Annotated in this window: 21 protein-coding genes; 11 read left to right on the top strand and 10 right to left on the bottom strand. The window is 68.0% G+C overall.

All coding sequences use genetic code 11. The features are described 5' to 3' along the window. Positions 1-44: 44 nt before the first annotated feature. Together ACZYVJ_RS02240 and bfr are read right to left on the bottom strand one after the other, a co-directional pair. On the bottom strand, positions 45-2,114 hold the full coding sequence (locus tag ACZYVJ_RS02240) for an MDR family MFS transporter (protein WP_463829522.1): 2,070 nt from the start codon (positions 2,112-2,114) through the stop codon (positions 45-47). Positions 2,115-2,149: 35 nt separating this feature from the next. Further along, positions 2,150-2,629 (bottom strand): bacterioferritin, encoded by a 480-nt coding sequence (gene bfr, locus ACZYVJ_RS02235; RefSeq protein WP_463829521.1) that lies wholly within the window; start codon positions 2,627-2,629, stop codon positions 2,150-2,152. Between the two features lie 337 nt (positions 2,630-2,966). On the opposite strand from bfr, the gene ACZYVJ_RS02230 reads away from it, so the two are divergent. Continuing rightward, positions 2,967-3,152, top strand: a complete 186-nt coding sequence (locus tag ACZYVJ_RS02230; protein WP_463829520.1) for a (2Fe-2S)-binding protein — start codon at positions 2,967-2,969, stop codon at positions 3,150-3,152. A 19-nt stretch (positions 3,153-3,171) separates the two neighbouring features. On the opposite strand, the gene ACZYVJ_RS02225 is transcribed toward ACZYVJ_RS02230, so the two are convergent. Genes ACZYVJ_RS02225 through ACZYVJ_RS02210 form a run of 4 tightly spaced genes read right to left on the bottom strand, consistent with a single transcriptional unit; the run spans position 3,172 to position 6,056 of the window. Beyond that, the gene (locus ACZYVJ_RS02225) at positions 3,172-3,921 is read right to left on the bottom strand and encodes an enoyl-CoA hydratase/isomerase family protein (protein ID WP_463829518.1); all 750 of its coding nucleotides are present in this window, start codon (positions 3,919-3,921) and stop codon (positions 3,172-3,174) included. 18 nt (positions 3,922-3,939) lie between these two features. Further along, positions 3,940-4,383 (bottom strand): PPOX class F420-dependent oxidoreductase, encoded by a 444-nt coding sequence (locus tag ACZYVJ_RS02220; protein ID WP_463829517.1) that lies wholly within the window; start codon positions 4,381-4,383, stop codon positions 3,940-3,942. A gap of 9 nt (positions 4,384-4,392) precedes the next feature. Next, on the bottom strand, positions 4,393-5,094 hold the full coding sequence (locus ACZYVJ_RS02215; protein WP_463829516.1) for an EthD domain-containing protein: 702 nt from the start codon (positions 5,092-5,094) through the stop codon (positions 4,393-4,395). A gap of 26 nt (positions 5,095-5,120) precedes the next feature. Then, a complete protein-coding gene (locus tag ACZYVJ_RS02210; protein WP_463829515.1) occupies positions 5,121-6,056 on the bottom strand; it encodes a hydrogen peroxide-inducible genes activator in 936 nt (311 codons plus the stop codon). 101 nt (positions 6,057-6,157) lie between these two features. Here ACZYVJ_RS02210 and ACZYVJ_RS02205 point away from each other — a divergent pair, with 101 nt between their 5' ends. From ACZYVJ_RS02205 to ACZYVJ_RS02195, 3 genes are read left to right on the top strand one after another with little or no spacing between them, the layout of a single operon-like run. Beyond that, the gene (locus tag ACZYVJ_RS02205; protein ID WP_463829514.1) at positions 6,158-6,745 is read left to right on the top strand and encodes a peroxiredoxin; all 588 of its coding nucleotides are present in this window, start codon (positions 6,158-6,160) and stop codon (positions 6,743-6,745) included. Between the two features lie 38 nt (positions 6,746-6,783). After that, a complete protein-coding gene (locus ACZYVJ_RS02200; RefSeq protein WP_463829513.1) occupies positions 6,784-7,320 on the top strand; it encodes an alkyl hydroperoxide reductase in 537 nt (178 codons plus the stop codon). Between the two features lie 10 nt (positions 7,321-7,330). Continuing rightward, positions 7,331-8,659, top strand: a complete 1,329-nt coding sequence (locus ACZYVJ_RS02195; protein ID WP_463829512.1) for an alpha-amylase family protein — start codon at positions 7,331-7,333, stop codon at positions 8,657-8,659. A 20-nt stretch (positions 8,660-8,679) separates the two neighbouring features. Here ACZYVJ_RS02195 and ACZYVJ_RS02190 read toward each other — a convergent pair whose 3' ends face one another. Then, a complete protein-coding gene (locus tag ACZYVJ_RS02190; protein ID WP_463829511.1) occupies positions 8,680-9,117 on the bottom strand; it encodes a DUF1810 domain-containing protein in 438 nt (145 codons plus the stop codon). Positions 9,118-9,135: 18 nt separating this feature from the next. Here ACZYVJ_RS02190 and ACZYVJ_RS02185 point away from each other — a divergent pair, with 18 nt between their 5' ends. From ACZYVJ_RS02185 to ACZYVJ_RS02155, 7 genes are all read left to right on the top strand, one after another. Further along, positions 9,136-10,380, top strand: a complete 1,245-nt coding sequence (locus ACZYVJ_RS02185; protein ID WP_463829510.1) for an alpha-hydroxy acid oxidase — start codon at positions 9,136-9,138, stop codon at positions 10,378-10,380. A gap of 93 nt (positions 10,381-10,473) precedes the next feature. Beyond that, positions 10,474-12,795: an endopeptidase La gene (gene lon, locus ACZYVJ_RS02180; RefSeq protein WP_463829509.1), complete on the top strand. Its 2,322-nt coding sequence runs from the start codon at positions 10,474-10,476 to the stop codon at positions 12,793-12,795. A gap of 244 nt (positions 12,796-13,039) precedes the next feature. Further along, entirely contained in the window at positions 13,040-13,429 is a 390-nt protein-coding gene (locus ACZYVJ_RS02175) for a nitroreductase family deazaflavin-dependent oxidoreductase (RefSeq protein WP_463829508.1), read from the top strand. Between the two features lie 40 nt (positions 13,430-13,469). Further along, positions 13,470-13,802: a TfoX/Sxy family protein gene (locus tag ACZYVJ_RS02170; RefSeq protein WP_463829507.1), complete on the top strand. Its 333-nt coding sequence runs from the start codon at positions 13,470-13,472 to the stop codon at positions 13,800-13,802. Positions 13,803-13,844: 42 nt separating this feature from the next. Next, positions 13,845-14,471: an HhH-GDP family DNA glycosylase gene (locus ACZYVJ_RS02165; RefSeq protein WP_463829505.1), complete on the top strand. Its 627-nt coding sequence runs from the start codon at positions 13,845-13,847 to the stop codon at positions 14,469-14,471. A gap of 7 nt (positions 14,472-14,478) precedes the next feature. Beyond that, positions 14,479-15,204, top strand: coding sequence for a DUF72 domain-containing protein (locus tag ACZYVJ_RS02160; protein WP_463829504.1), 726 nt, complete (start codon positions 14,479-14,481; stop codon positions 15,202-15,204). A gap of 47 nt (positions 15,205-15,251) precedes the next feature. Then, entirely contained in the window at positions 15,252-16,484 is a 1,233-nt protein-coding gene (locus ACZYVJ_RS02155) for an NAD(P)/FAD-dependent oxidoreductase (protein WP_463829503.1), read from the top strand. 34 nt (positions 16,485-16,518) lie between these two features. On the opposite strand, the gene ACZYVJ_RS02150 is transcribed toward ACZYVJ_RS02155, so the two are convergent. From ACZYVJ_RS02150 to ACZYVJ_RS02140, 3 genes are all read right to left on the bottom strand, one after another. Beyond that, complete coding sequence (locus tag ACZYVJ_RS02150) at positions 16,519-18,609, bottom strand: NAD-dependent epimerase/dehydratase family protein (protein WP_463829502.1); 2,091 nt, start codon at positions 18,607-18,609, stop codon at positions 16,519-16,521. Positions 18,610-18,722: 113 nt separating this feature from the next. Continuing rightward, complete coding sequence (locus ACZYVJ_RS02145) at positions 18,723-20,207, bottom strand: acetyl-CoA acetyltransferase (protein WP_463829500.1); 1,485 nt, start codon at positions 20,205-20,207, stop codon at positions 18,723-18,725. A 91-nt stretch (positions 20,208-20,298) separates the two neighbouring features. Then, complete coding sequence (locus tag ACZYVJ_RS02140; protein WP_463829499.1) at positions 20,299-22,701, bottom strand: CaiB/BaiF CoA-transferase family protein; 2,403 nt, start codon at positions 22,699-22,701, stop codon at positions 20,299-20,301. Between the last annotated feature and the right edge of the window lie 193 nt (positions 22,702-22,894).

Genomic DNA, 22,894 nt, shown 5'->3' with positions numbered 1-22,894 from the left:
CAGGGCGCGGGTCGGGGATGTCGGCGAATGCGGATGGGCGCCCGCTAGCGGCCGGCCGCAGGGATCGCCATGGTTGGCTGCTCGTCATGCCAATCACGTTGGGCCAGAACCCGATGCGCGACGCGGTCCAGCGCGGCCTCGACCGTGCGACGATCCGGGCGGCCCTCGAAGCCCGGTGACCGGGCGAGCTTGTCGACGAGCCACGCCAACAGCAGCGAGTGCACGTATCCGACCTGCTGTCCCCCGGCCGGGGTGAGCCACATCTGCTCGCCGTCACGCCGCGCGTAACCCCCGGAGACCAGGCGCGCGAAGGTGGGTTCGAGAACCTCGAACGGTATCCGGTGATAGTTGGCCATGTCGGTGAGACGGGCAGCCCCGTACATCTGGGTATAACGGTTGATGCGCAGGACTCCCCACAGCCCGGCGACGTCGAGCCGGCAATCGGGGCGCATCGCGATGCTGCGCAGCCGCATGCCGGTTTCACCCCGCAACATCCGCGCGATGGCGTTCTCCAGCATCTGGTCGGGCGTCTCGGTGGTCGGCATCCCGAACGCATCGCCGAGATCGGTTGTGCTGTCGTGGATATCGCGAAGCGGGATCTCGCGCAGGAACAACGCCAGCACGAAGCCGACCACGGCGACCGGCGCCGCCCAGAAGAACACCTGGGTGAGCGATTCGGCGTAGGCCGCCACGATGGGGGCGGCCACGTCATGCGGCTGACGGTGCAGGGCCCCCGGCGAGCTGACCGCGCTGGGCGGCACGCCACTGGTCGCCAGGGCCGGACCGATGCGGCGGTTGAGGAAGTTCACGAACAGCGAGCCGAAAATGGCCGCACCGAACGAACTTCCGATGGTGCGGAAGAACGTCACGCCCGATGTGGCGACACCGAGGTCTTCGAAGTTGGACGTGTTCTGCACGATGAGAACGAGCACCTGCATGGACAATCCGATGCCGGCGCCCAGGATCACCAGATACAGCGACTGGACCAGGGCCGAGGTGGACGGCTCCATGCGCGACATCAGCAGGAAGGCCAGCGCCATCAGCGCGGTGCCGGCCACCGGGAAGATCTTGTAGCGGCCGGTCCGGCCGACGATGGTGCCGCTGCCGGTCGAGGTGACCAGCATCCCGAGCACCATGGGCAGCGTGCGCAGGCCGGAGGTGGTCGCCGAAACACCGTCGACGTACTGCATATAGGTCGGCAGGAAGGTCATCGCGCCCAGCATCGCGAAGCCCACGACGAAGGACAGCACGCAGCACACGGCGAACACCGGGCTGCTGAACAACCGGATCGGCAGGATCGGTTCGGCGGCGCGAAGTTCCACCACCACGAACATGCCCAGCGCCACCGCGGCGCCGACGAACAGGCCGATGATCGTCGCCGATCCCCACGGATAGAGGGTGCCGCCCCAGCTGGTGGCCAGCGTCAGGCCCGCGGCGCCGAGGCCCACGAACGTGATCCCGGCATAGTCGATGACCGGCTTGGCGGACGCCGTCAGTGCGGGAATCGCCGCTGCCGCAACGAAGATGACGACCACCGAGATCGGCACGTTGACCCAGAAGGCCCACCGCCAGGTCAGGTAGTCGGTGAAATAGCCGCCGAGCAGCGGACCGATGACGGTGGTGACGCCGAAGACCGCCCCCAGGATGCCCTGGTATCGGCCCCGTTCGCGCAACGGGACGACCTCGCCGATCAGCGCGCTGGCCGTGACGGTGATCGCGCCACCGCCAATCCCTTGCAGGGCACGCGCTCCCACCAACATGGCCATCGACTGGGCCAGCCCGCACAGGATCGAGCCGACGACGAAAAAGATTACCGCGGTCTGGAATACGCGTTTGCGGCCGAAAACGTCACCGAGCTTGCCGACCAGCGCGGTGACGATGGTCGATGCGAGCAGATAACTGGTGACAACCCAGGACTGATGGCCGGCGTCACCGAGGTTGGCGACGATGGTCGGCAGCGCGGTCGCCACGATGGTCTGGTCCAGCGCCGCGAGCAGCATGCCGAGCACGATCGCGACGAAAATCAGGTTGCGTCGTTGCGGGCTGACCAGCTCGCCACTGGATGCGGCACCGGAGGCCGGCCGAGTTTGGGTCGCTGCCCTCGGGCTCGTCATACCTTCGCGACGTTACCTATTTCGCCGCCGCCGGGTCAGCTGGGTGGCCGCGACACGCACTGCGCCGAGTACAGCTCCACGCCCAGCTTGTCCATCAACTCGAGCTGGGTCTCGAGGTAGTCGATGTGCTTTTCCTCGTCGGCCACGATCTCCTCGAAAAGGGTCGCCGTGGTGGAGTCCTGCTTTTCCCGGCACAGGATGATCGCCGGCTTGAGCCGCTCCATCACCTCGTATTCGATGGCCAGGTCGGCCTCGAACTGCTCGCGCAGCGTCTGGCCGATGCGCAGCGAAAACAGGCGCTGGTAGTTCGGCAACCCGTCGAGCAACAGGATGCGGTCGGTGATCGCCTCGGCATGCCGCATCTCGTCGAAGGACTCGGCCCGGGTGTGTTCAGCTAACTCGGTGAACCCCCAATTGTCCTGCATCTTGGAGTGCAGGAAGTATTGGTTGATCGCGGTGAGCTCGCTGGTCAACTGCTCGTTGAGCAGACGCAAAACTTCCGGATCCCCTTGCATTGTCACTCCTATGGTGTGAGCGGCTGTCGTGTATCGCCGCGGCGCACGCGCTGGGCTGGAGCGCGCAAACCTGGGCTGTAGCAGCACTTTGCCACGGCCGCTTGGAATGTTCCAGCAAGGTTTGGCTGCACTCAGTGACGCCCCGAGTGAAGTAAGTCACCCCTTGGTTAGGTTAGACTCGGCTTACGAACTTAGGTTAGACTCGGCTAATAAGCGGCATGCGCATTCGGCCTCATCGCCATGGTGCCCGATGACTCGGAACGCCGGAGTCGAGACGAATCGCAGACGCTGGACCGAACTCTCGACGAAGGGGATTCGACGTGCAGGAGGTGCGCTGATGTACGTGTGCCTCTGTGTTGGGGCGACCAACCAGACCGTGTGCGACGTCGTCGCGCAGGGCGCATCGACCTCCAAAGAAATCGCCGCCGCGTGTGGGGCCGGCGGTGACTGCGGCCGCTGCCGGCGCACGCTGCGGGCGATCCTGGCCGCCTCGGCGAAGTTGGAAACGGCTCCGTCCGTCTAGCGCGTCAGCGTTTGTTGCTTCAGCTTTTGTTGAAGGCGGCCAGGGCCGCCGCGTTGGCTTGTGCGCCCATCAGTTCGGCGAAGTGCGCGTTTTCCCGGGCGGTGGCCGCCGCGATCTCCGGGCGGACAGGTTCGGTCATCGTGTGCTTGACGGCCATCAGACTCGAAATCGGCCGGGAGGCAAGGATTTCGGCGTGCTGACGGGCCTGTGCCAACAGCTCATCCGGTTCGCACACCCGCCAGACCAGGCCCATCCGCAACGCCTCGTCGGCGCCGACCCATTCCGATGACATCAATAGCCAGGCCGCGTTCTGCCGGCCCACCAGCTGGGGCAGTAGATATGACGATGCCGCTTCGGGCGCCACGCCCAGGCTGGTGAACGGGCACTTCAGCCGGGCGGTGGACGACATGAACGCCAGATCGGCATAGCCGAGGATGGTGGCGCCGATTCCGACGCCCACGCCGTTCACAGCGCAGATCAGCGGCTTGGGAAACGCGCTCAGCGCGTCGATCAGTCCGATGAAGCCGTGCTTGCCCGGAGTGAAGTCGGGGTCGGTGATGCGGGCCTGCATCTCGGCCAGGTCGGTGCCGGCGCTGAAGCCGCGGCCCGCGCCGGTCAGCAGCACGACCGCGACCTCGGGATCCTCGGCCGCGGCCAACAGCGCCTCGGCCGTCGCATCGTAGAGGGCTTCGTTGAATGCGTTGAGCGCCTCGGGCCGGTTCAGCGTGAGGGTGCGTACCCGGTTCTCGTCATCGATCTGCAGCGTCACGCCAGCAGCCTAACGAGGCTAGCCGTTGCTGTAGACGCGGGTTGGGGCGATGAGCACCACGGCGCGGCCTTCGGCAGCCATCACCCGGTCGTACTCGTCCCAGTCGTCGTGGGTGCCGCCCGCGGCGGTAAACACGTCGCGCAACAACAGTCGCAACTGATCGGCGTCTGCCAACCAGGGCCGGGCGTCATCGGGACCGACCAGCTCGGCGCGGCCCTCCACGGTGGCCCACTGCCACCCGTTGCGGAAGGTCACCGCCAGCTGCGGCCGGGCGCGTAGGTTGGCCAGCTTGACCCTGCCGTAGGTGGTGAAGCCCAGGACGGGTTGGCCGTTCGCCGGGTGCGGCAACAGTCCCACGTTGACGAGCGAGGCCTGAACGGTTCCGTCGGCACGAACCGTGGAGATCACCGCCAGTCCGCTTTCTTTCTTGGCCAGCGCCACGGCCTCGTCGAGTGTTGTCATGGGCGGTCCTCAATCCCGGAACGGTGTCTCGAACACATAGCGGCTTGTCGGCACCGTGTCGATGTTCTCGTTGGCACCGAATGCGGTTGTGCTGGCGACCATCCGGCCCAGCCGGTCCTGTAGGTCGCCGTCATCGGCGGCTCCGAAGAAAGCGTGCAGGTCGGTGGTTGCCTCGATAGGGAACAACTCCTCGACGATGCCGGCAATTCCCGGCGCATCCGCAGTGAGCGCCCGCACCACCCAATTCTGGGTGTAACCGAACGTCGACTGCGTTTCGATGGCCACCGAGGTGTGGTCATGCTGCCAACGGTTCAGCCAGGTTGCCTGGTCCATGCCGGCGGGCCGGCGCAGCAGTGCGATGTTGGCTAAACCCGGTGTGCGCGAACCGGATTCAACGGCAGGCGCATTCAACGGGACCGACTCGGTCACCAGGTAAGCGGCCAGCTGCTGGCATTCCTGGGCAAGGAATTTGAGTGCCGCCGTGATCTGTTCGCCGTAGCACTGCTGGGTCCACATGCTCACCACCGCGGCCACTGGCGGGTCCAGGGTTGTCAGTGTCATCAGCGAGTGACGCACGGCGCTGTCACGAACGTTCATCTGCAGCCCGGCGACGCCCAGTTGCAGTAGCGCGTCGGCGACGTGACCCCGTTGCCGGGCGCACCACGCGTCATCCGGCTCTGCCCGCATCAGCACGGCGATGACCTTCTCCATACGCAGAACTTACAGTCGCCGGCCGGCTATTTGACCAGCCGCACCGGGTGCTGGCCGCTGATCAATGTGCCGATGAGCCCGGCCAGCTGGCGGTAGGACTCGTCGCGCCCGCTCGAGGACCGGAAAACCAAACCGATCCGCCGACCCGGGCGCGGCGCGGCGAACTGCGCGAGGCCCAGGCGGCTACGGGACGCCTCGACCGGCACCGCGCTCTGGGGAATCAGTGTGACGCCCAGTCCGCCGGTCACGCATTGCACGGCCGTCGCCAGTGACGCGGCCCGGGTATTGGCCAGCTCCGCCCGCACACCCGCCTTGTGGCAGACGTCGAGTGCCTGATCACGCAGGCAGTGCCCCTCGTCCAGCAGTAGCAGCGGCAGGTCGGCCAGCGCGGTCGCCGGAACCCGGCGCTTGCCCGCCAGCGGATGGCCGGGAGGCAGGGCGAGCACGAAATCCTCGTCGTAGATCGGGATCGCGGTGACGCCGGCGCCCTCGGCGGGCAGGGCGATCAGCGCCGCGTCCAACGCGCCCTCCCGCAACACCGCCAACAGCCGCTCGGTCTGGTCTTCGGTCACCCGCAGCGTGAGACCCGGCAGCTCCTCGGCGACACCGGCGAGCACGGTCGGCAGCACATAGGGCGCCACCGTGGGTATCAGCCCCAGCCGGATGCCGGACCGTAGCGGATCTGCCGAGCCGGCCGCCGCGGCGCTGAACGCGTCGGCCGCGTCGACGACCGCCTGGGCGCGTGGGAGCAGTTCCGTGCCTTGGGTTGTCAAGAAGACACGCCGCGTTGAGCGCTCGACCAGCTGGGTACCCAGGCCGGTCTCCAGCGCCGCGAGGGCCTGCGACAACGTCGACTGGCTGACGCCGAGAGCCGCTGCGGCACTGCTGAATTGCCGCTTCTCGGCGATTGCGGCGAATGCGCGCAGGCCGGCGATCGTGGGCTGATAAGTCTTATCGGTCATACCTATGAGTCTAGTGGGAAATATCACCTTTACTTCAATAAGGCTACGCGGCAACATGGTGGAGGACATCTAATCTTGAGTAATTCCAGATAAGGAGCGATATGCCTCTGCTGACCATCGGCGACCAGTTCCCCGCCTACGAGCTCACTGCGTTGATCGCGGGCGATCTGTCCAAGGTCGACGCCAAGCAGCCCGAGGACTACTTCACCACCATCACCAACGAGGACCACGCCGGCAAGTGGCGCGTGGTGTTCTTCTGGCCGAAGGACTTCACCTTCGTGTGCCCGACCGAGATTGCCGCGTTCGGCAAGCTCAACGACGAATTCGCCGACCGCGACGCGCAGGTTCTGGGTGTTTCGATCGACAGCGAGTTCGTGCACTTCAACTGGCGGGCGCAGCACGAGGACCTGAAGAAGCTGCCGTTCCCGATGCTCTCGGACATCAAGCGGGAGCTGAGCCTGGGCACCGGTGTGCTCAACGCCGACGGCGTGGCCGACCGGGCGACCTTCATCGTCGACCCCAACAACGAGATCCAGTTCGTGTCGGTCACCGCGGGTTCCGTGGGCCGTAACGTCGAAGAGGTGCTGCGCGTACTGGACGCCCTGCAGTCCGACGAGCTGTGCGCGTGCAACTGGCGCAAGGGTGACCCGACGCTGGATGCCACCGAGCTGCTCAAGCAGTCGGCCTGATTCTCACCTGGTCGCATAAGGTCGGATAAGGAGGCGAGATGAGCGTAGAAAACCTCAAAGAAGCGCTGCCGGAGTACGCCAAGGACCTCAAGCTCAACCTGGGCTCGATCACCCGCACGACCGAGCTCAACGAGGAGCAGCTGTGGGGCACCCTGCTGGCCAGCGCCGCCGCGACGCGGAACACCCAGGTGCTCAGCGAGATCGGGGCCGAGGCGGCCGACATCCTGTCCGCCGAGGCGTACAACGCCGCGCTGGGCGCCGCCTCGATCATGGGCATGAACAACGTGTTCTACCGTGGCCGCGGCTTCCTGGACGGTAAGTACGACGACCTGCGCGCGGGGTTGCGGATGAACATCATCGCCAACCCCGGCGTGGAGAAGGCGAACTTCGAGCTGTGGTCCTTCGCGGTGTCGTCGATCAACGGATGCCCGGACTGCGTGGCCGCTCACGAGCACACGCTGCGCGAAGCCGGAGTCAGCCGGGAAACCATCCAGGAGGCGTTGAAGGCCGCGGCGATCGTTTCCGGCGTGGCACAAGCGATCATCGCCTCCCAGACGCTGGCTACCGTCGGCTGATCGCGCCGCCGTGACCAGAACCGTGACCGGACCCGCCTGGGTTCAGCACGCGATCTGGTGGCAGGTCTACCCGCTGGGGTTCGTCGGAGCATTCCCCGCACAGCAGTCAGGCGAGCCGCCGCAACCGGAGGAACACCGGTTGCGGCGGCTCGTCGACTGGTTGGACCATGCCATCGAGCTCGGCGCATCCGGCATCGCGCTGGGACCCGTCTTCGCTTCGCGCACACACGGTTACGACACCACCGACCACTACCGCATCGATCCCCGGCTGGGCGATGACGCCGACTTCGACCACCTGGTGGCCGAGGCGCATCGCCGCGGCCTGCGCGTGCTGCTCGACGGCGTGTTCAATCACGTCGGGGAGGATTTCGCACGCTATCGCGCGGCGGCCGACGACGACGCGGCCGCACGCTGGTTTCGCGGGCGCCCCGGCCGCTTCCACACCTTCGAAGGCCACTCCGGGCTGATCACCCTCAACCACGACAACCCCGAGGTCGCCGACTACGCCGTCGACGTGATGGCGCACTGGCTGGGGCGCGGAGCCGACGGCTGGCGACTCGACGCGGCTTACGCCGTGCCGCAACACTTCTGGGCCTCGACCCTGCCGCGGGTGCGCGAGCGCTACCCGGATGCCTGGTTCGTCGGCGAACTCATCCACGGCGACTACGCCGCCGTCGTGCAGGCCGCCACCTTCGACTCGGCCACGCAATACGAGCTGTGGAAGGCCATCTGGAGCAGCCTCAACGACGGCAACTTCTTCGAACTCGATTGGGCGCTGCAGCGCCACAACGACTTTCTGGCCGCCTTCCCGCCGCTGACGTTCATCGGCAATCACGACGTCACCCGCATCGCCAGCCGGCTGGACACCCCCGAACATGTCGCGCACGCGTTGGTGCTGCTGCTGACCATCGGCGGGGTGCCCAGCGTGTACGCCGGCGACGAGCTCGGGTTTCGGGGCGTGAAGGAAGAACGGTACGGCGGAGACGACGCGGTACGACCCGAGTTCGGCTCTCCCCCACTGCAACTGGATGACTTCGGTGTCCAGACCTGGCGGTTGCACCAGTACCTGGTCGGGCTGCGTCGCCGCTACCCCTGGCTGCACGCGGCGTCCACCACCGCGCGGCTGCTGGAAAACCGGCACTACGGGTACGAGACCCGCAGCGGCGACGACGCGCTGCTGGTGGTGCTCAACATCGACGACGAGCCGCTGCGCGTCTCGCTGCCGAAGCTGGGCACGGCCCGTGCGAAAGTAATCGGCGGATCGGCGGCACCACCGCAGGAGGTAGTCGACACCGTCGTCGTCGAGGCCCGGGGCTGGCGGATCCTGAGCCCGGCCTAGCGCCCGGTTTAGGGCGCCGTCTATGGCGCCGTCAGCCGTTGCAGCGTCAGCCGGTCCTGTTGGCCGCCGTAATACTTGTCGAGCACCGCGATGAAGTCCTGGTTGTCCTCGGTGGCGTGGGCGAACAGCGTCATCGACGAGCGCAGTTTGAGATCGTCCGGCGAGCCGAAGATCTGGCCGATCGAGCGCCCCTGCACCGCGGTGACCAGCCGGGCACACTCGCGCAACCGTGGCCCCAACAGGTCATGGCGCAGGTATGCGCCGGCTTCGTCGAGTGAGGCGATGCCGAACCGGGCCGCCATGGCGCTGCCGCCGAGCCCGCGCAGTTGCGGGAAGACGAACCACATCCAGTGACTGCGTTTTCGGCCGGCCCTCAGCTCGTCGACGACGTCGCCATACACCGGCTCCTGGGCGTCCACAAAACGTTTGAGATCGAAGGGGTCGCCGGCCGATTCCATATGACTACGGTTGCACACATGGCAGTCCAACGACGAGTGCCCAAAGTCCGCGACCTGGCGCCGCTGCTGCAATTCAAGCGGCCCCGGTTGAATGCGACCAGGCGCCGCCTCGAAGGTGCCTACACCATCGAGGATCTGCGGGCCATCGCCAAACGCCGCACCCCTAAGGCGGCGTTCGACTACACCGACGGCGCCGCCGAGGACGAGCTGTCCATCCAACGTGCGCGACAAGCGTTCCGCGACATCGAGTTTCATCCGAGAATCCTGCGCGACGTCTCCCAAGTGAGCGCCGGCTGGAGCGTGCTGGGCCAGCCGGTCGCGTTGCCGTTCGCGATCGCGCCCACCGGTTTCACCCGCTTGATGCACACCGAGGGCGAGATCGCCGGCGCGCAAGCGGCGGCCCGGGCGGGGATCCCGTTTTCCCTGTCCACACTGGGCACCTGCGCGATCGAAGATCTGGTTACCGCCGTCCCGCAGGGCCGAAAGTGGTTCCAGCTCTACATGTGGCGCGATCGCGAGCGCTCGATGGCGCTGGCGCAGCGCGCCGCCGCCGCGGGATTCGACACACTGCTGGCCACCGTCGACGTTCCCGTCTCCGGTGTCCGGCTGCGGGATAACCGCAACGGCATGACGATCCCGCCGACGCTGACTCTGCGCACTGTGCTCGACGCCGTGCCGCACCCGAAATGGTGGTTCGATCTGCTGACCACCGAGCCGCTGGCGTTCGCCTCGCTGGATCGCTGGCCGGGCACGGTCGCCGAATACCTCAGCACGATGTTCGATCCCAGCCTCACCTTCGACGACCTGGAGTGGATCAAGGCGCAGTGGCCCGGCAAGCTCGTCGTCAAAGGGATTCAGACACTTGAGGATGCGCGCGCCGTCGTCGACCGCGGCGTCGACGGCATCGTGCTGTCCAATCATGGTGGGCGCCAACTGGACCGGGCCCCGGTCCCCTTTCACCTGCTGCCCACGGTCGCGCGCGAGCTCGGGAAGCACACCGAGATCCTGGTCGACACCGGCATCATGTCGGGCGCCGACATCGTCGCCGCGATCGCGCTGGGGGCCCGCTGCACGCTGGTCGGGCGGGCCTACCTGTACGGCCTGATGGCCGGCGGCGAGGCCGGGGTGAGCCGCGCGATCGACATCCTGGCGAGCGGGATTCTGCGCACCATGGCGCTGCTGGGCGTGACCTGTTTGGAAGAGCTGACGCCCCAGCACGTCACACAGCTGAAGCGGCTGGGTCCCCTTCCGCGGCCGGTGTGAGGCCGGTCGCACAGCCGCGACGGCCGGATTCGTCGGGAACAAACCGCCGCCCGGCTGGGTTAAGCGCATCAGACTCAACTTTTGGAGGATTTGATGGCTGAAGCCAAGTCGGTGCCGGTGCTGTTTGTCACCGACACCATCGTGCTGCCCGGAATGGTGGTGCCGATCGCGCTGGACGACGCCGCCCGCGCGGCGATCGACGCCGCTCAGGCGAGCGAATCGGGGCAGCTGCTGATCGCCCCCCGGCTCGAGGACCGCTATCCCTCGCACGGCGTGATCGCGAAGATCCTGCAGGTCGGGCGCATCGCCGGCGGCGGCACCGCCGCGGTGGTGCGCGGCGAACGCAGGGCCCAGATCGGGGCGGGCGCGCCCGGACCCGGCGCGGCGCTGTGGGTCGAGGTGACCGAGGTCTCCGAGGCCGAGACGACCGACGAAATCAAGGCGCTGACGGCGGAGTACAAGAAGCTGCTGCTGGCCATGCTGCAACGCCGCGAGGCCTGGGAGATCATCGACTACGTCAACAGGCTGACCGATCCGTCGGCGCTGGCGGACACCTCCGGGTACGCCTCCTACCTGACCAACGCCCAGAAGCGGCAGCTGCTGGAGACCGTCGAGGTCGCCGAGCGGCTGCGCGTGCTGATCGACTGGACCAGCGAGCACCTCGCCGAAGTCGAGGTCAGCGACAAGATCGCCGAGGACGTCCGCGAGGGCATGGAGAAGACGCAGAAGGAGTTCCTGCTGCGTCAACAGCTGGCCGCGATCCGCAAGGAACTGGGCGAGGGTGAACCCGACGGCTCCGATGACAACCGGGCCCGCGTGGAGGCGGCAGAGCTGCCCGAGAAGGTGCGCGAGGCCGCGCTGCGCGAGGTCGGCAAGCTGGAACGCTCCAGCGACCAGAGCCCGGAAAGCGGCTGGATCCGCACCTGGCTGGACACCGTGCTTGACCTGCCCTGGAACGTCAAGAGCGAGGACTCGACAGATCTGAAGGCCGCGCGCGAGATCCTGGACGCCGACCACCACGGGCTGGACGACGTCAAGGACCGCATCGTCGAATACCTGGCCGTGCGGGCGCGCCGCGCGCAGCGCGGACTTCAGGTCGTGGGCGGCCGCGGCTCCGGCGCGGTGATGGTGTTGGCCGGGCCCCCCGGCGTCGGCAAGACGTCGCTGGGCGAGAGCGTGGCGCGCGCGCTGGGTCGCAAGTTCGTCCGCGTCGCCCTGGGCGGCGTGCGCGACGAGGCCGAGATCCGTGGGCACCGGCGCACCTACGTGGGCGCGCTGCCGGGCCGCATCGTGCGGGCGATCGGTGAGGCGGGATCGATGAATCCCGTTGTGCTGCTGGACGAGATCGACAAGGTCGGCTCCGACTACCGTGGCGACCCGAGCGCGGCGCTGCTCGAGGTGCTGGACCCCGCGCAGAACCACACCTTCCGCGACCACTACCTGGATCTGGACCTGGACCTGTCCGACGTGGTGTTCCTGGCCACCGCCAACGTGATCGAGAACATCCCGTCGGCGCTGCTGGACCGCATGGAGTTGGTGCAGATCGACGGCTACACCGAGGACGACAAGGTCGCCATCGCGCGCGATTACCTGCTGCCCCGGCAGCGGGAGCGGGCGGCGTTGACCGAGGACGAGGTGGCGGTGACCGACGCCGCGCTGCGCAAGATCGCCGCCGACTACACCCGAGAGCCGGGGGTTCGGCAGTTCGAGCGGCTGCTGGCCAAGGCGCTGCGCAAGGCGACCACCAAGCTGGCCGCCGACCCGGCACCGCTGTCCATCGACGAGCCGGATCTCGTTGACTACCTGGGTCGTCCGCGGTTCATGCCGGAATCGGCCGAACGCACGGCGGTGCCGGGCGTGGCTACCGGCCTGGCCGTGACGGGCCTGGGTGGTGACGTGCTCTACATCGAGGCGGGCTCCACCGACGGCGAGCCGGGGCTTCAGTTGACCGGCCAGCTGGGCGACGTGATGAAGGAATCGGCGCAGATCGCGCTGTCCTACGTGCGCTCCCACGCTGCTGAGCTGGGTGTGGACCCGAAGGCGTTGGACCGGCGCATCCACGTGCACGTGCCCGCGGGTGCGGTGCCCAAGGACGGACCGTCGGCGGGTGTCACCATGGTCACCGCGCTGGTGTCGATGGCGACCGGACGCCAGGTCCGCTCCGACGTCGGGATGACCGGTGAGGTCACGCTGAACGGCCGGGTGCTGCCCATCGGTGGCGTCAAGCAGAAACTGCTGGCGGCCCAACGTGCCGGACTGTCAACGGTTTTCATCCCGGCGCGCAACGAGCCGGATCTGGATGACGTGCCGGGTGAGGTGCTCGATGCGCTGGACGTGCGGCCCATGACCGACGTCGCCGAGATCGTGGTGCAGGCGCTGGAACCGGCCGCGCACGCCGCCACGGTGGCCGCCTGACGCGGTTGAACCCCTGTTCAGCCGGTGCTGACGGGACAACCCCGGGGAAGGCCGAGAGGTTTTGGCCTCCCCCGGGCCAACCGGGCGACTACCCGGTCGTATATAACCCGGACGTAAACCAGTGGGGCGTTTTCCTGCCCGGCGGTCAATTTGTCGCCTACGTGACTAACACCGCACAACGAGACAGCCGCCGCCTATGCGGCGGCTGTTCTCGTTGCGGCACGTTGCGGCAGAATCGCGGGGTATGAGTGACTTCGCGAAACTGAAACGGCAAGTCGTCCATCGCGTTCAGCGGCTGGTGGTCAACCCGGTGGGTCGTCAATTGCCCATGACCATGCTGGAAACCACCGGCCGCAAGAGCGGACAGCCCCGGCGCACCGCGGTGGGCGGGCGCGTGGTGGACAACCAGTTCTGGATGGTCTCCGAGCACGGCGAGCACTCGGACTACGTCCGCAACATCAAAGCCAATCCCGCTGTCCGTGTGCGGGTTGGCGGCGGCTGGCGCTACGGCACCGCGCACCTGCTGCCCGACGACGACGCCGTGCAGCGGCTGGGCAACCTGCCGCGACTGAACAGCGCGGTGGTGCGGCTGATGGGCAGCGACCTGCTGACATTCCGCGTCGATCTGGACTGACGCGACCACACGTGTCGGACCGCGGGATTAGGGTCGCCACATGGCCTACGACGAAGACCTGGCCAACCGGATTCGCGAACTGCTCGGCACCGAATCGGGCGTCGAGGAAAAGCGCATGTTCGGCGGTCTGGCGTTTCTGATCAACGGCAACATGTCGGTGGCCGTCAGCGGGCAGGGCGGGCTGCTGGTGCGGGTGCCGCGTGAGGACACCGACAAGCTCGTGGAGCGTGCGCACGTCAGCCCGATGGTGATGGCCGGCCGGGAAGCCCGCGGCTGGTTGCGCATTGAGGCCGCCGGCGTGCAAACCAAACGCCAACTTGACAGTTGGGTCACCCGCGGAGTCGGTTACGCGCGCAGCCTGCCGCCCAAATAGCGGTCCCGTTTGTTTCCGCAGGGCGCGGGTACGCGGGTGCCTATGGACAAGCAGGTGCGACGACTGCTCGACGTTGCCGGCACCACATATGCCGCGCAGGCGCGTATCACGATGAGCGACAAGCCGATGCCGCTGTTTCAGCTCCTGGTGCTGTGCATGCTGGCCAGCAAGCCGATCGATGCGGGCATCGCCATGGCCGCCGCGCGCGAACTGTTCAAAGCCGGCCTGCGCACACCCAAAGCCGTTCAGGAGGCGGACCGGCAGACCATGATCAAGGCGTTCGGACGCGCGCACTACGTTCGTTACGACGAGAGTTCGGCGACCCGGCTCGCCGATATGGCCGAGCGCGTTCGCGACGACTACTCCGGTGATCTGCGCCGACTGGCGGAGCGCAGCCAGCATGATCCGGCCGCAACCAAACGGTTGCTCAAGCAATTCAAGGGAATTGGTGACACGGGTGCCGACATCTTCCTGCGCGAAGTTCAGGACGTGTGGACGTGGGTGCGGCCGTACTTCGACGACCGCACCATCGGCACCGCCAAGCAACTGGGCTTTCCCGCCGATCCGAAGAAATTGGGATCGCTTGCACCGCAGGAAAATGCGCGGCTGGCCGCCGCGCTGGTCAGGGTGTCGCTGGACGACGATGTGCGTCAGCGGGTGACCGGCTGAGCGGCCCGTGACCATACGCATCGGTACCTCCGGGTGGTCCTACAACCACTGGGTGAATGTGCTGTACCCGACCGGAACGCCGTCGGGACACCGGCTCGCCCGCTACGTCGAGGTGTTCGACACCGTCGAGCTGAACGCGAGTTTCTACCGGTGGCCTCAGGATTCGACCTTCACCGGCTGGCGCCAGCAGCTTCCGGCGGGCTTCACCATGTCGGTCAAGGCGCATCGCGGCTTGACGCACTACCGCCGACTGGCCTCACCGGAGCCGTGGATAGAGCGGTTCGAGCGTTGCTGGAACCTGCTGGGTGATCGGCACGGCGTGTTGCTCGTGCAGTTGCACCCCGAGATGCAGCGCGACGACGCGCGCCTGGATTCGTTCCTGGCCCGCATGCCCGAATCGATCCGCGTCGCCGTCGAATTGCGTCACCCGTCCTGGAATGACCCAGCCGTGTTCGAGTTACTGGAACGCCGCCGCGCCGCCTACGTGGTGATGAGCGGCCTCGGGCTGGAATGCATTCCCCGGGCGACGACCGACCTGGTGTACATCCGGATGCACGGCCCCGATCCGGACGCCAACTATGCCGGCTCCTATTCCGACGACGACCTACGGCGCTGGGCCGATCGCATCGCCCACTGGGACGGCGACGGGAAGGACGTGTGGATGTATTTCAACAACGACCTGGGCGGGCATGCGGTCCGCAACGCGCTGGCCTTGCGCGACCTTTTGGGTTGAGCGCTCGCGAGTAGGCTGGAATCCTTCGAAAGAAGGGAGCGCAAGTCATGGCCGGTTCGACCAGCTTCGTGATCGTCGGGGGCGGGCTCGCGGCGGCCAAAGCCGTAGAAGCATTGCGCGACAATAACTTCGATGGCTACATCATTGTGTTCGCCGAAGAGGAGCATCTGCCCTACGAGCGACCCCCACTGTCGAAGGAGTATCTGGCCGGCAAGAAGTCGTTGACCGATTTCACCGTGCGCAACTCGGACTGGTACCGGGACAACAACGTCGACTTGCGGCTCAGCACCCGGGTGTCGGACCTGGACGCCGCGGGCCACACCGTGGGTCTCGCCGACGGCACCACCGTGCGTTACGACAAGCTGCTGCTGGCGACCGGCTCGGCATCGCGGCGTCCGCCGATACCGGGCGCGGACGCAGGCGGCGTCCACTACCTGCGTACCTATGAAGACGCGGTGGCGTTGAATTCCGTTCTGACCGAAGGCGCGTCGCTGGCCGTCGTGGGCGCCGGATGGATCGGGCTGGAGGTGGCCGCCGGCGCCCGTCAGCGCGGCGTCGACGTCACCGTGGTCGAGGCGGCCAGCCAACCGCTGCTGGCCGCACTCGGCGAAACCGTCGGTGAAGTGTTCGCCAATCTGCATCGCGAGCACGGCGTGGATCTGCGGCTGGAGACTCAGGTCGAGGAGATCACCCGGGCGAACGGGGCGGCGACCGGTTTGCGGACCCGCGACGGGGCGACGATCGCGGCCGACGCCGTGCTGGTGGCCGTCGGCGCCAAGCCGAACACCGAACTCGCCGAACAGGCCGGGCTGTCCATGGGCGACGGCGGGGTGCTCGTCGATGCCTCGTTGCGCAGCAGCGACCCCGACATCTTTGCCGTCGGCGACATCGCCGCCGCCCAACACCCGCTCTTCGGCACCCGGATCCGCACCGAACACTGGGCCAACGCGCTCAAGCAGCCCGCGGTCGCGGTCGCCGGAATGCTGGGCACGCCTGGCGAATACGCGGAGCTGCCGTATTTCTTCACCGACCAATACGACCTCGGCATGGAATACGCCGGGCACGCGCCCGACTTCGAGCGGGTGGTGTTCCGCGGCGACGTCACCGGCCGTGAATTCGTCGCGTTCTGGCTCGACGGCGACGACCGGGTGCTGGCCGGGATGAACGTCAATGTCTGGGATGTGCTCGACGACGTCAAAGCCTTGATCCGGGCCCAGGCCCCGGTCGACGTCGACAAATTGTGCGATCCGCAGTCGTCGCTGGCCGACCTGCCCAGCTGAGCGTCAGCCGGCGGTGCGCTCGGGGCCGGAGCCCTCAGCGCCGCGCCGGGGCCCAGGTGCCGTCGATGACGTCGGGTGGGCATTGCACCTGCAACCGTTCCCGTTCGGTGCGGCGGCGCTTGATCCGCAGCCGCGCATCGCCGGGCAGGGTGACCAATTCGTTGCAGGTCAGGTAGTACATGTCGTCGACGTCGTCGATGAGATCGGCCTCAACTCGCAGAGAACCCAAGGCGCGCAGCGTCATTCGGAGTTCGTGCGTGAACCGCATCGTGGTGTCGTGGGCCAGCTCCCGGGAGCCGCGGGAGCCGGTGGCGCGATGTTCAGCGCGTTGTTCGTCCGCCGTCGGCGAGGGTGCGGGCAGTGCGGCGGCGATCAGCAACATCGTCGGGTCGTCGGCGAATGTCGTGCTGGCCAGCTCGGCCTCCCCCGGGCCGCGGTGCCCGATGCGGTCCACGGCGGCATCCACGACGGCCGCTGTCTTCGGCGACAACGCGCGAACGCTCGCGAGGTTGCCGTCGGCGGCCAGCGCACACAACGGCGGGTCGGCCCGCAGCGCAGCCGCCAAGCCGGCGATCTCAGCGGCGACGAGGCCGCTGTCGGTGATCATGCCCACCCCGGGCACGCTGCGATGTGCCTGGCTGCGCACCGGCGTCGCGGCGCTGACCCCGGCGTCGATCAACCACAGCGCGTTGAGGATCCAGCCCTGATGGATGCGATCGCGCAACAGCCGAAGCCGAACTTCCAGTGCCGCCTCCGGCAGCAGCGCCAGTTGGCCGGCATCGAGGTGCTCCGCGGCCGCCGCGACTGCGTACGCGCGGGTGTCGGCCCGCAGATGGCGCAGCAGGGCCACCGACCGTCCCGCGGCCACCGCCTTGGCGACCGAGCCGAGCGCTCCGCCCGCCAATGCCGGCTCACCGAACGGCAGCGGATCCCCTACGTGGGGCCGGCCGACCAGAGCGTCGCGGGCGACGGCCTCCTGGTCCCAACCGGGCAACTGCGAGGCGGCGACCAGGTTGACCGATACCCCGACGTAGGGGCGGTGACCGAACACCGCGATGGCCCTGCTTGCCCACTCCTCATCGACAGCGTCGCCGAGAGCGAGCGCCTGACCGAGCACCCGGCTCGCGGCACGTAGCCCGCTCAGCTGAACGTCGAGGGTGATCGGCGTGAGTGGTCCTGGCAGCGCCTGGTTGAGGGCGGAACCGCTGAAGATCGGGAACCGCGGATCGATCTGGTCGTCGAATTCGCCTTCGATGCCTTCCGGTGCCGCGCTGTGCGCGTCGTCGGCCGGCCGCCGGGCGTGTGCCAGCACCTCGACCGGGAGCGCGAGCCGCCCGCCGTGGTTGATCGCGCCGGCGGTATCGAGGCGGCGGCCGACGAGTCCGCGCGCGGTGTCTGCGACCGCGTCGAGCGCGTGCCAGCCGAACTCGAATGACCAATCCTCTTGTGCCGCAGAGATATTCATGTCCGGGATCAGCTGCGACCAGCTGCGCACCCGATGCAGCCGGGACCGCGGATCGGCGGCTCGCAGCATCCGCCAGGCGGTGACCAGATTGACGGTGTCCGGGCTGGCCAGATCCACCACACCGCTGCGGTCAGTGTTGAGCGCCAGCACCAGGAAGCGCATCAGGTCGTCGAGATGCAGCACCCGCATGGGCTGGGCCGAGACCTTGGCGCGCACCAGGGTGGCCACGGTACGGCACACCATCCAGTCGAGCTGGCGACCGACCGGTGGTGCGATCCGGACGACCACGGTGGGGCCCCAGCTCGAGGACACCAGGTCCTCGGCCGGTCGGTACAGCTCGGGACGGCCGGCGGCCTGCGACACGAACAGCAGCCGGGAGCCCGCGCGTGCGGCCGCATCGGTCACCCTCGCCAGGCCGTCCATGTCCGCGCTGCCGGGAACGGACGGGTCGATGGGGGCCAGGTGGATCACCGCGTCGGCTTCGTCGGCCAGCTCCCGCAGGACCCGGTCGCGCAGCGACGCGCAAACAAACTCGACGTTGCGGTCCAGGCACGGGTGGGGAAGCTCAGCAATGCCGGTGACCGTGTGCCCGGCAGCGATCAGCTGCCCGGCGACCAGTCGCCCGAGTGCGCCGGTGGCGTCGGTAACCAGGATGTGCACCTGGGCTCACCTCCCCCAACCCTCAGCATTCAACAATAGGCAAGTAGGCACTGGCTACGCGACCGTTAGTCCGGTAACGGTTCGGTGACCTGCCGTGATGCCGTAGGCGGGCGCTACCGCAGCGTTGCACTGCCGTCCGCGGCGACGGCAACCTTGGCGCCACCGATATCTTCACGCACCGATGCCTGCGCAGCGGCGCGATCGGTGACCACGGCCAGCGCACGCGACCCGTCGGGCGTACGCACGGCCAGAAAGGCCTTCTCGGGCTGGCCGTCGCGGTCGAACGGCGTCGTCCAGGCCTCGATGGTGCCGACGCCTTCCCACCGGACCACCGCGTCGGTCGTCGGCTCCCGATCGACGGCCGGTTGCGTGTCTTCCCAACGGAATTCGGCCGGCGGCTCGGTGCTGTAGACCCCGAAGCTGTGTTTGGTCAGGTAGCCGCCGTTGGCGGTGATCAGGCCGCGGCGGCCCGGGTTGGCCACCAGCAACTCCGCCATGGTGGCAATCGAATGCATCACGTAGTTGCTCCACGGTCCGCCCGCGAAGGTCAGCCCCCCGGTGACCGTCAGCGGTCGGGCGGGATCGTCGGAGCTCAACCCGAGCTCGGCCGCCGCCACCTGAACCGCGGAGGGAAAGCAGGAGTACAGGTCGACGTAATCGATGTCGTCGATGCCCAGGCCGGCCAGCTCCAGCGCCCGCGCACCGGCGATCCGGATCGCGGTTGACCGGTGCAGTTCGTGACGCTCGGCGATGGACGCGGTGTCGTGGGCGTCGGTGCCCGCGTGCGGGTACACCCAGCGCTCGGCCGGGATCTTCAGCCGGGTCGCCTCCCCGACCGACGTCAGGACCAGCGCCGCGCCCTGGTCCACCATGTTGTTGGAGTTCATCAGCTTGGTGTAGGGCCAACTGATCATCCGGTTCTGCGGGCCCACCTGGCTGATGTCGTCGGCGCTCGAAGGTTTGCGGATCCAGGCGTACGGGTTGTCCACCGCCACGGCGTTGAACCGTGCCCACAGCGCCCCGATGCGCTTGAGGTGATCGTCGATCGACTCGCCGTTCGCGATCCGAAGGGCCTCCTCGAACATCGGGTAGACGTAGGCCGGCCGGTCGAGGGAGATCCTGATCTCGGCGTCGCCGGCCATGGCGACGTCGTCGCCGCTGATCTCGGCCATCGGGACCGACTGGTCCTGCTCGGTCCACACCAGCTTGGCGCCCTTGGCCCGCAGTCCCCGCCTGGTGCGCCAGGTTTCGGCGCCGGCCAGCAGCACCACCTTGGCGTGGCCGCGCTGGATATGCAGGCAGGCCTGGTTGACCAGCGACTGCGGCACGTTGCCGCCGACGGGGCTGTACAGCGTGCTGAAGTCGGAGGCGCCGATCCGCTGGCCGAGCAACAGTCCCGGGTCGCGGTACTGGGCCGACAGGATGTTCACGATGCGGATCGAATCGACGGCCCCGATCACCGCGGCATCGGCGGCTTGCCGGGCCGCGGCCACCATCAGGTCCATGGGCTCGACCGAGCGGGTTTCCGGGTCGATCTCGTCGCGATGGTTGACCTGGCCGTAGCCGATCAACACCGGGGTCCTGGGGTCGACGCTCATGGGAACGAATTTAGCGGGGCTAGGGATCTGGCCGCCGTGCCGGGCCTCGCCGGGCGTCGCGCGCACGCGTGTGAATGCGGCTTCGAGCGCCTTAGGCGTCGTCGGCCGGGACGGACAAAACGCCGTCGTCGATCAGCCGCTGGATGTCCGCGGGGTTCATTCCCAGCACGCTTCGGCAGATCTCGACGGTGTCCTGGCCGGGCAGCGGCGCCGGCGCCTGCCGGGCCGCCGGGATGTGGCGGTACGGCGCCGGGCCCGTTTCGGCCGGCAACGGACTTTCGATCAGCGGATGCGTCATGGGGCTGTACACGTTTCGCGCGATCAACTGTGGATCCTCGAGTACGTCCGGCGGGCGGTTCATCGGCCCGGCGGGCACCCCGGCCGACTGCAACAACTCGGCCGCCCGCAGCGGCGTGCGGGTGCGGGTCCAGCCGGAGACCAGCTCCACCAGCTCGTCGCGATGGGCCAGCCGCGCCTCGCCGGTGGCGAAGCGCGCATCGTCGGCCCACCCGGCATGGTCGAAAACCCAAGCGGCGCGGCGCCATTCGTCGTCGGAGCGGATCGAGATGACGCACCATTCGTCGTCGCCCGCGCAGGGGTAGACCGCATGCAGGCCGGTGTCCTCGCGGATCTGTGCGACACCCGCGGCCAGCGCCGCCTGGGTGACGTACAGCGTGTCGAGCTGATTGACCACGACTTCGGCCTGCGAGATGTGCACGTGGGCTCCCCGGCCCGTCCGGTTGCGGTGGATCAGCGCGGCCAGCGCCCCGATCGCCGTGACCCGCCCCACCACGTGGTCGGGGAAGACCGTCGTCGCGTCGTAAAACCCGTGCCTGCCCGTGCCGGCTTCGCCCTTCGCACCGTCGGAGGTCCAGAGCCGGGTCACCCCGGTGGTGGCGCGGACCAGCGGGCCGTAGCCCAACCGCGCACTCCACGGCCCCGTGTCGCCGAACGCGCTGCTTTCGGCCAGCACGATGCGCGGGTTGATGGCGCGCAGCTGATCGTAGGAAAAGCCCAGTGCGGTAAGGGTTCCCGGCTTGAAGTTGGCGAACACCGCGTCGGCCTCGGCCACCAGGCGCCCGAAGATCTTCTTGCCCTCGGGGCTGCGCAGATCCAGCCCTAATCCCCGGTTGTTGCGGTGGGTCCAGGCGAACGACTCGCTCATGGCGTCGCCGACCCGGGCCTGCCGCAATCCATCTGGGTAATCGACGCTTTCGACCTTGATGACATCGGCGCCCAGGTCGCCGAACAACCGGCTCAGCTCACCACCGGCGACGATGATGCCCAGATCGAGGATCCGCAGCCCGGCGAACGGATAGTCGCCGAGCCGGCCCGGTGACGACGGCACCACCGACGGATTGCCCCGCCAATACGGTTCGTCGTGGCCCGCGGCCGGCACCGGCGTGCGAAATCCCGCGCGCCGGCCGTCGACGACGAAATATCCGGTCGGCACGCTGGTGCGCACGCCGGGAACGAGTTCGGCATCGGCGATGGCGCCCACCGCCTGAAAGTGTTCGGACCCCAGGATGCGTGCGGGCGTCAGCACCGCGGCGATCGGCACCCCGTTCGCCTGGCCGGCGGCCACCAGGTCCTTCATGGTCTGGCCGGCGAACAGCTCCCGGATCAGCTCGCTGATCTGCGGCCAGGCCGCGAACCGCGCACCGATCGCGTCGTATTTCGGGTCCTGGAATTCCTCCGGCTCCCCCAGCCAGCGCCGCAGGCCGCGCCACTGCCGCGGTGCCATCACGCACAGCCGGACGTATCCGTCCTGGCAGGGGTAGATCGGGTAGGCGTCCTGGTTCTTCGGCCGGCCCCGCCACCGCCCGCTGCGACGCACGCCGGCGGCGGCCTGCCCGTGCGCGCCGAAGGCGGGATCGAGGGCCATGACGACGGCGTCGAACCAGGAGAAGTCGATGTAATCGCCTGTGCCGCAGCGTAACCGGTTGTAGTACGCCGCGAGCGCGGCCCACGCCGCCTGAACCGCGGCGGTCGCCGACGCGATACCATCCGGCGGCAGCACGGGGGTGCCGGTGGCCGGGCCGGATCGCGACAACGCGCCACACATGGCATACAACACGGGATCGGTGGCACGCCACGACGACCGCGAACCCGTCGCACCGAAGTCGGTGATCGACAGCACCACCAGGTGCGGATAGCGGGCCGCCAGCTCCTCGCCCGAGGTCCCGAACATGGCTCCGCGTTCGTCGGCGCCGGTGTCCACGACGATGTCGGCCTCCGCGGCCAGGTCCAGGAAGCGGGCGCAGTCATCGTCGTCGAACGGGTCGAGCACCGCGCTGCGCTTGTTCGCGTTGTGCATCGCGAACGGAATGCTGGCTCCGCGCAGCGTGGGCAGCGCATCGCGTCCCAGGCAGCCGCCCGGCGGCTCCACCTTGAGAACGTCGGCGCCCAAGTCGGCGAACAGCCGGGTGACCGCGTCCGCGACGCCGCTCGACAAGTCGAGGACGCGCACGGCATCGAGCAATCCGTCGGCCATCTGGACACCGTACCTGCCTGGTCAGGCCGCTGCGCGTGGGGCGTTGCCGAGGCCGATCGGCCACCGCGGCGGCCAAAGTGCCGGGTGGGCAAGATGATTCGGCGCATGCGCCGTCGGCGCCGACGCGAGCTTCGGTCGAAGGCCCGCACCGGCGCGGCGTCGGCTATCGTCACAGGCCGATCCGCCCGGCCCT

This window comes from Mycobacterium sp. IDUB_3, from assembly GCF_055419585.1.
This window is presented reverse-complemented; position numbering and strand designations above follow the sequence as displayed.

Bases quoted from the DNA above. Each gene is read 5' to 3' on its own strand.
- ACZYVJ_RS02185 (WP_463829510.1), top strand. From the start codon at position 9,136: ATGGCAGTCCAACGACGAGTGCCCAAAGTCCGCGACCTGGCGCCGCTG.
- ACZYVJ_RS02190 (WP_463829511.1), bottom strand. From the start codon at position 9,117: ATGGAATCGGCCGGCGACCCCTTCGATCTCAAACGTTTTGTGGACGCC.
- ACZYVJ_RS02170 (WP_463829507.1), top strand. From the start codon at position 13,470: ATGGCCTACGACGAAGACCTGGCCAACCGGATTCGCGAACTGCTCGGC.
- ACZYVJ_RS02155 (WP_463829503.1), top strand. From the start codon at position 15,252: ATGGCCGGTTCGACCAGCTTCGTGATCGTCGGGGGCGGGCTCGCGGCG.
- ACZYVJ_RS02220 (WP_463829517.1), bottom strand. From the start codon at position 4,383: ATGACAACACTCGACGAGGCCGTGGCGCTGGCCAAGAAAGAAAGCGGA.
- ACZYVJ_RS02240 (WP_463829522.1), bottom strand. From the start codon at position 2,114: ATGACGAGCCCGAGGGCAGCGACCCAAACTCGGCCGGCCTCCGGTGCC.
- ACZYVJ_RS02200 (WP_463829513.1), top strand. From the start codon at position 6,784: ATGAGCGTAGAAAACCTCAAAGAAGCGCTGCCGGAGTACGCCAAGGAC.
- ACZYVJ_RS02230 (WP_463829520.1), top strand. From the start codon at position 2,967: ATGTACGTGTGCCTCTGTGTTGGGGCGACCAACCAGACCGTGTGCGAC.
- lon (WP_463829509.1), top strand. From the start codon at position 10,474: ATGGCTGAAGCCAAGTCGGTGCCGGTGCTGTTTGTCACCGACACCATC.
- ACZYVJ_RS02165 (WP_463829505.1), top strand. From the start codon at position 13,845: ATGGACAAGCAGGTGCGACGACTGCTCGACGTTGCCGGCACCACATAT.
- ACZYVJ_RS02145 (WP_463829500.1), bottom strand. From the start codon at position 20,207: ATGAGCGTCGACCCCAGGACCCCGGTGTTGATCGGCTACGGCCAGGTC.
- ACZYVJ_RS02215 (WP_463829516.1), bottom strand. From the start codon at position 5,094: ATGGAGAAGGTCATCGCCGTGCTGATGCGGGCAGAGCCGGATGACGCG.
- bfr (WP_463829521.1), bottom strand. From the start codon at position 2,629: ATGCAAGGGGATCCGGAAGTTTTGCGTCTGCTCAACGAGCAGTTGACC.
- ACZYVJ_RS02140 (WP_463829499.1), bottom strand. From the start codon at position 22,701: ATGGCCGACGGATTGCTCGATGCCGTGCGCGTCCTCGACTTGTCGAGC.
- ACZYVJ_RS02210 (WP_463829515.1), bottom strand. From the start codon at position 6,056: ATGACCGATAAGACTTATCAGCCCACGATCGCCGGCCTGCGCGCATTC.
- ACZYVJ_RS02205 (WP_463829514.1), top strand. From the start codon at position 6,158: ATGCCTCTGCTGACCATCGGCGACCAGTTCCCCGCCTACGAGCTCACT.
- ACZYVJ_RS02175 (WP_463829508.1), top strand. From the start codon at position 13,040: ATGAGTGACTTCGCGAAACTGAAACGGCAAGTCGTCCATCGCGTTCAG.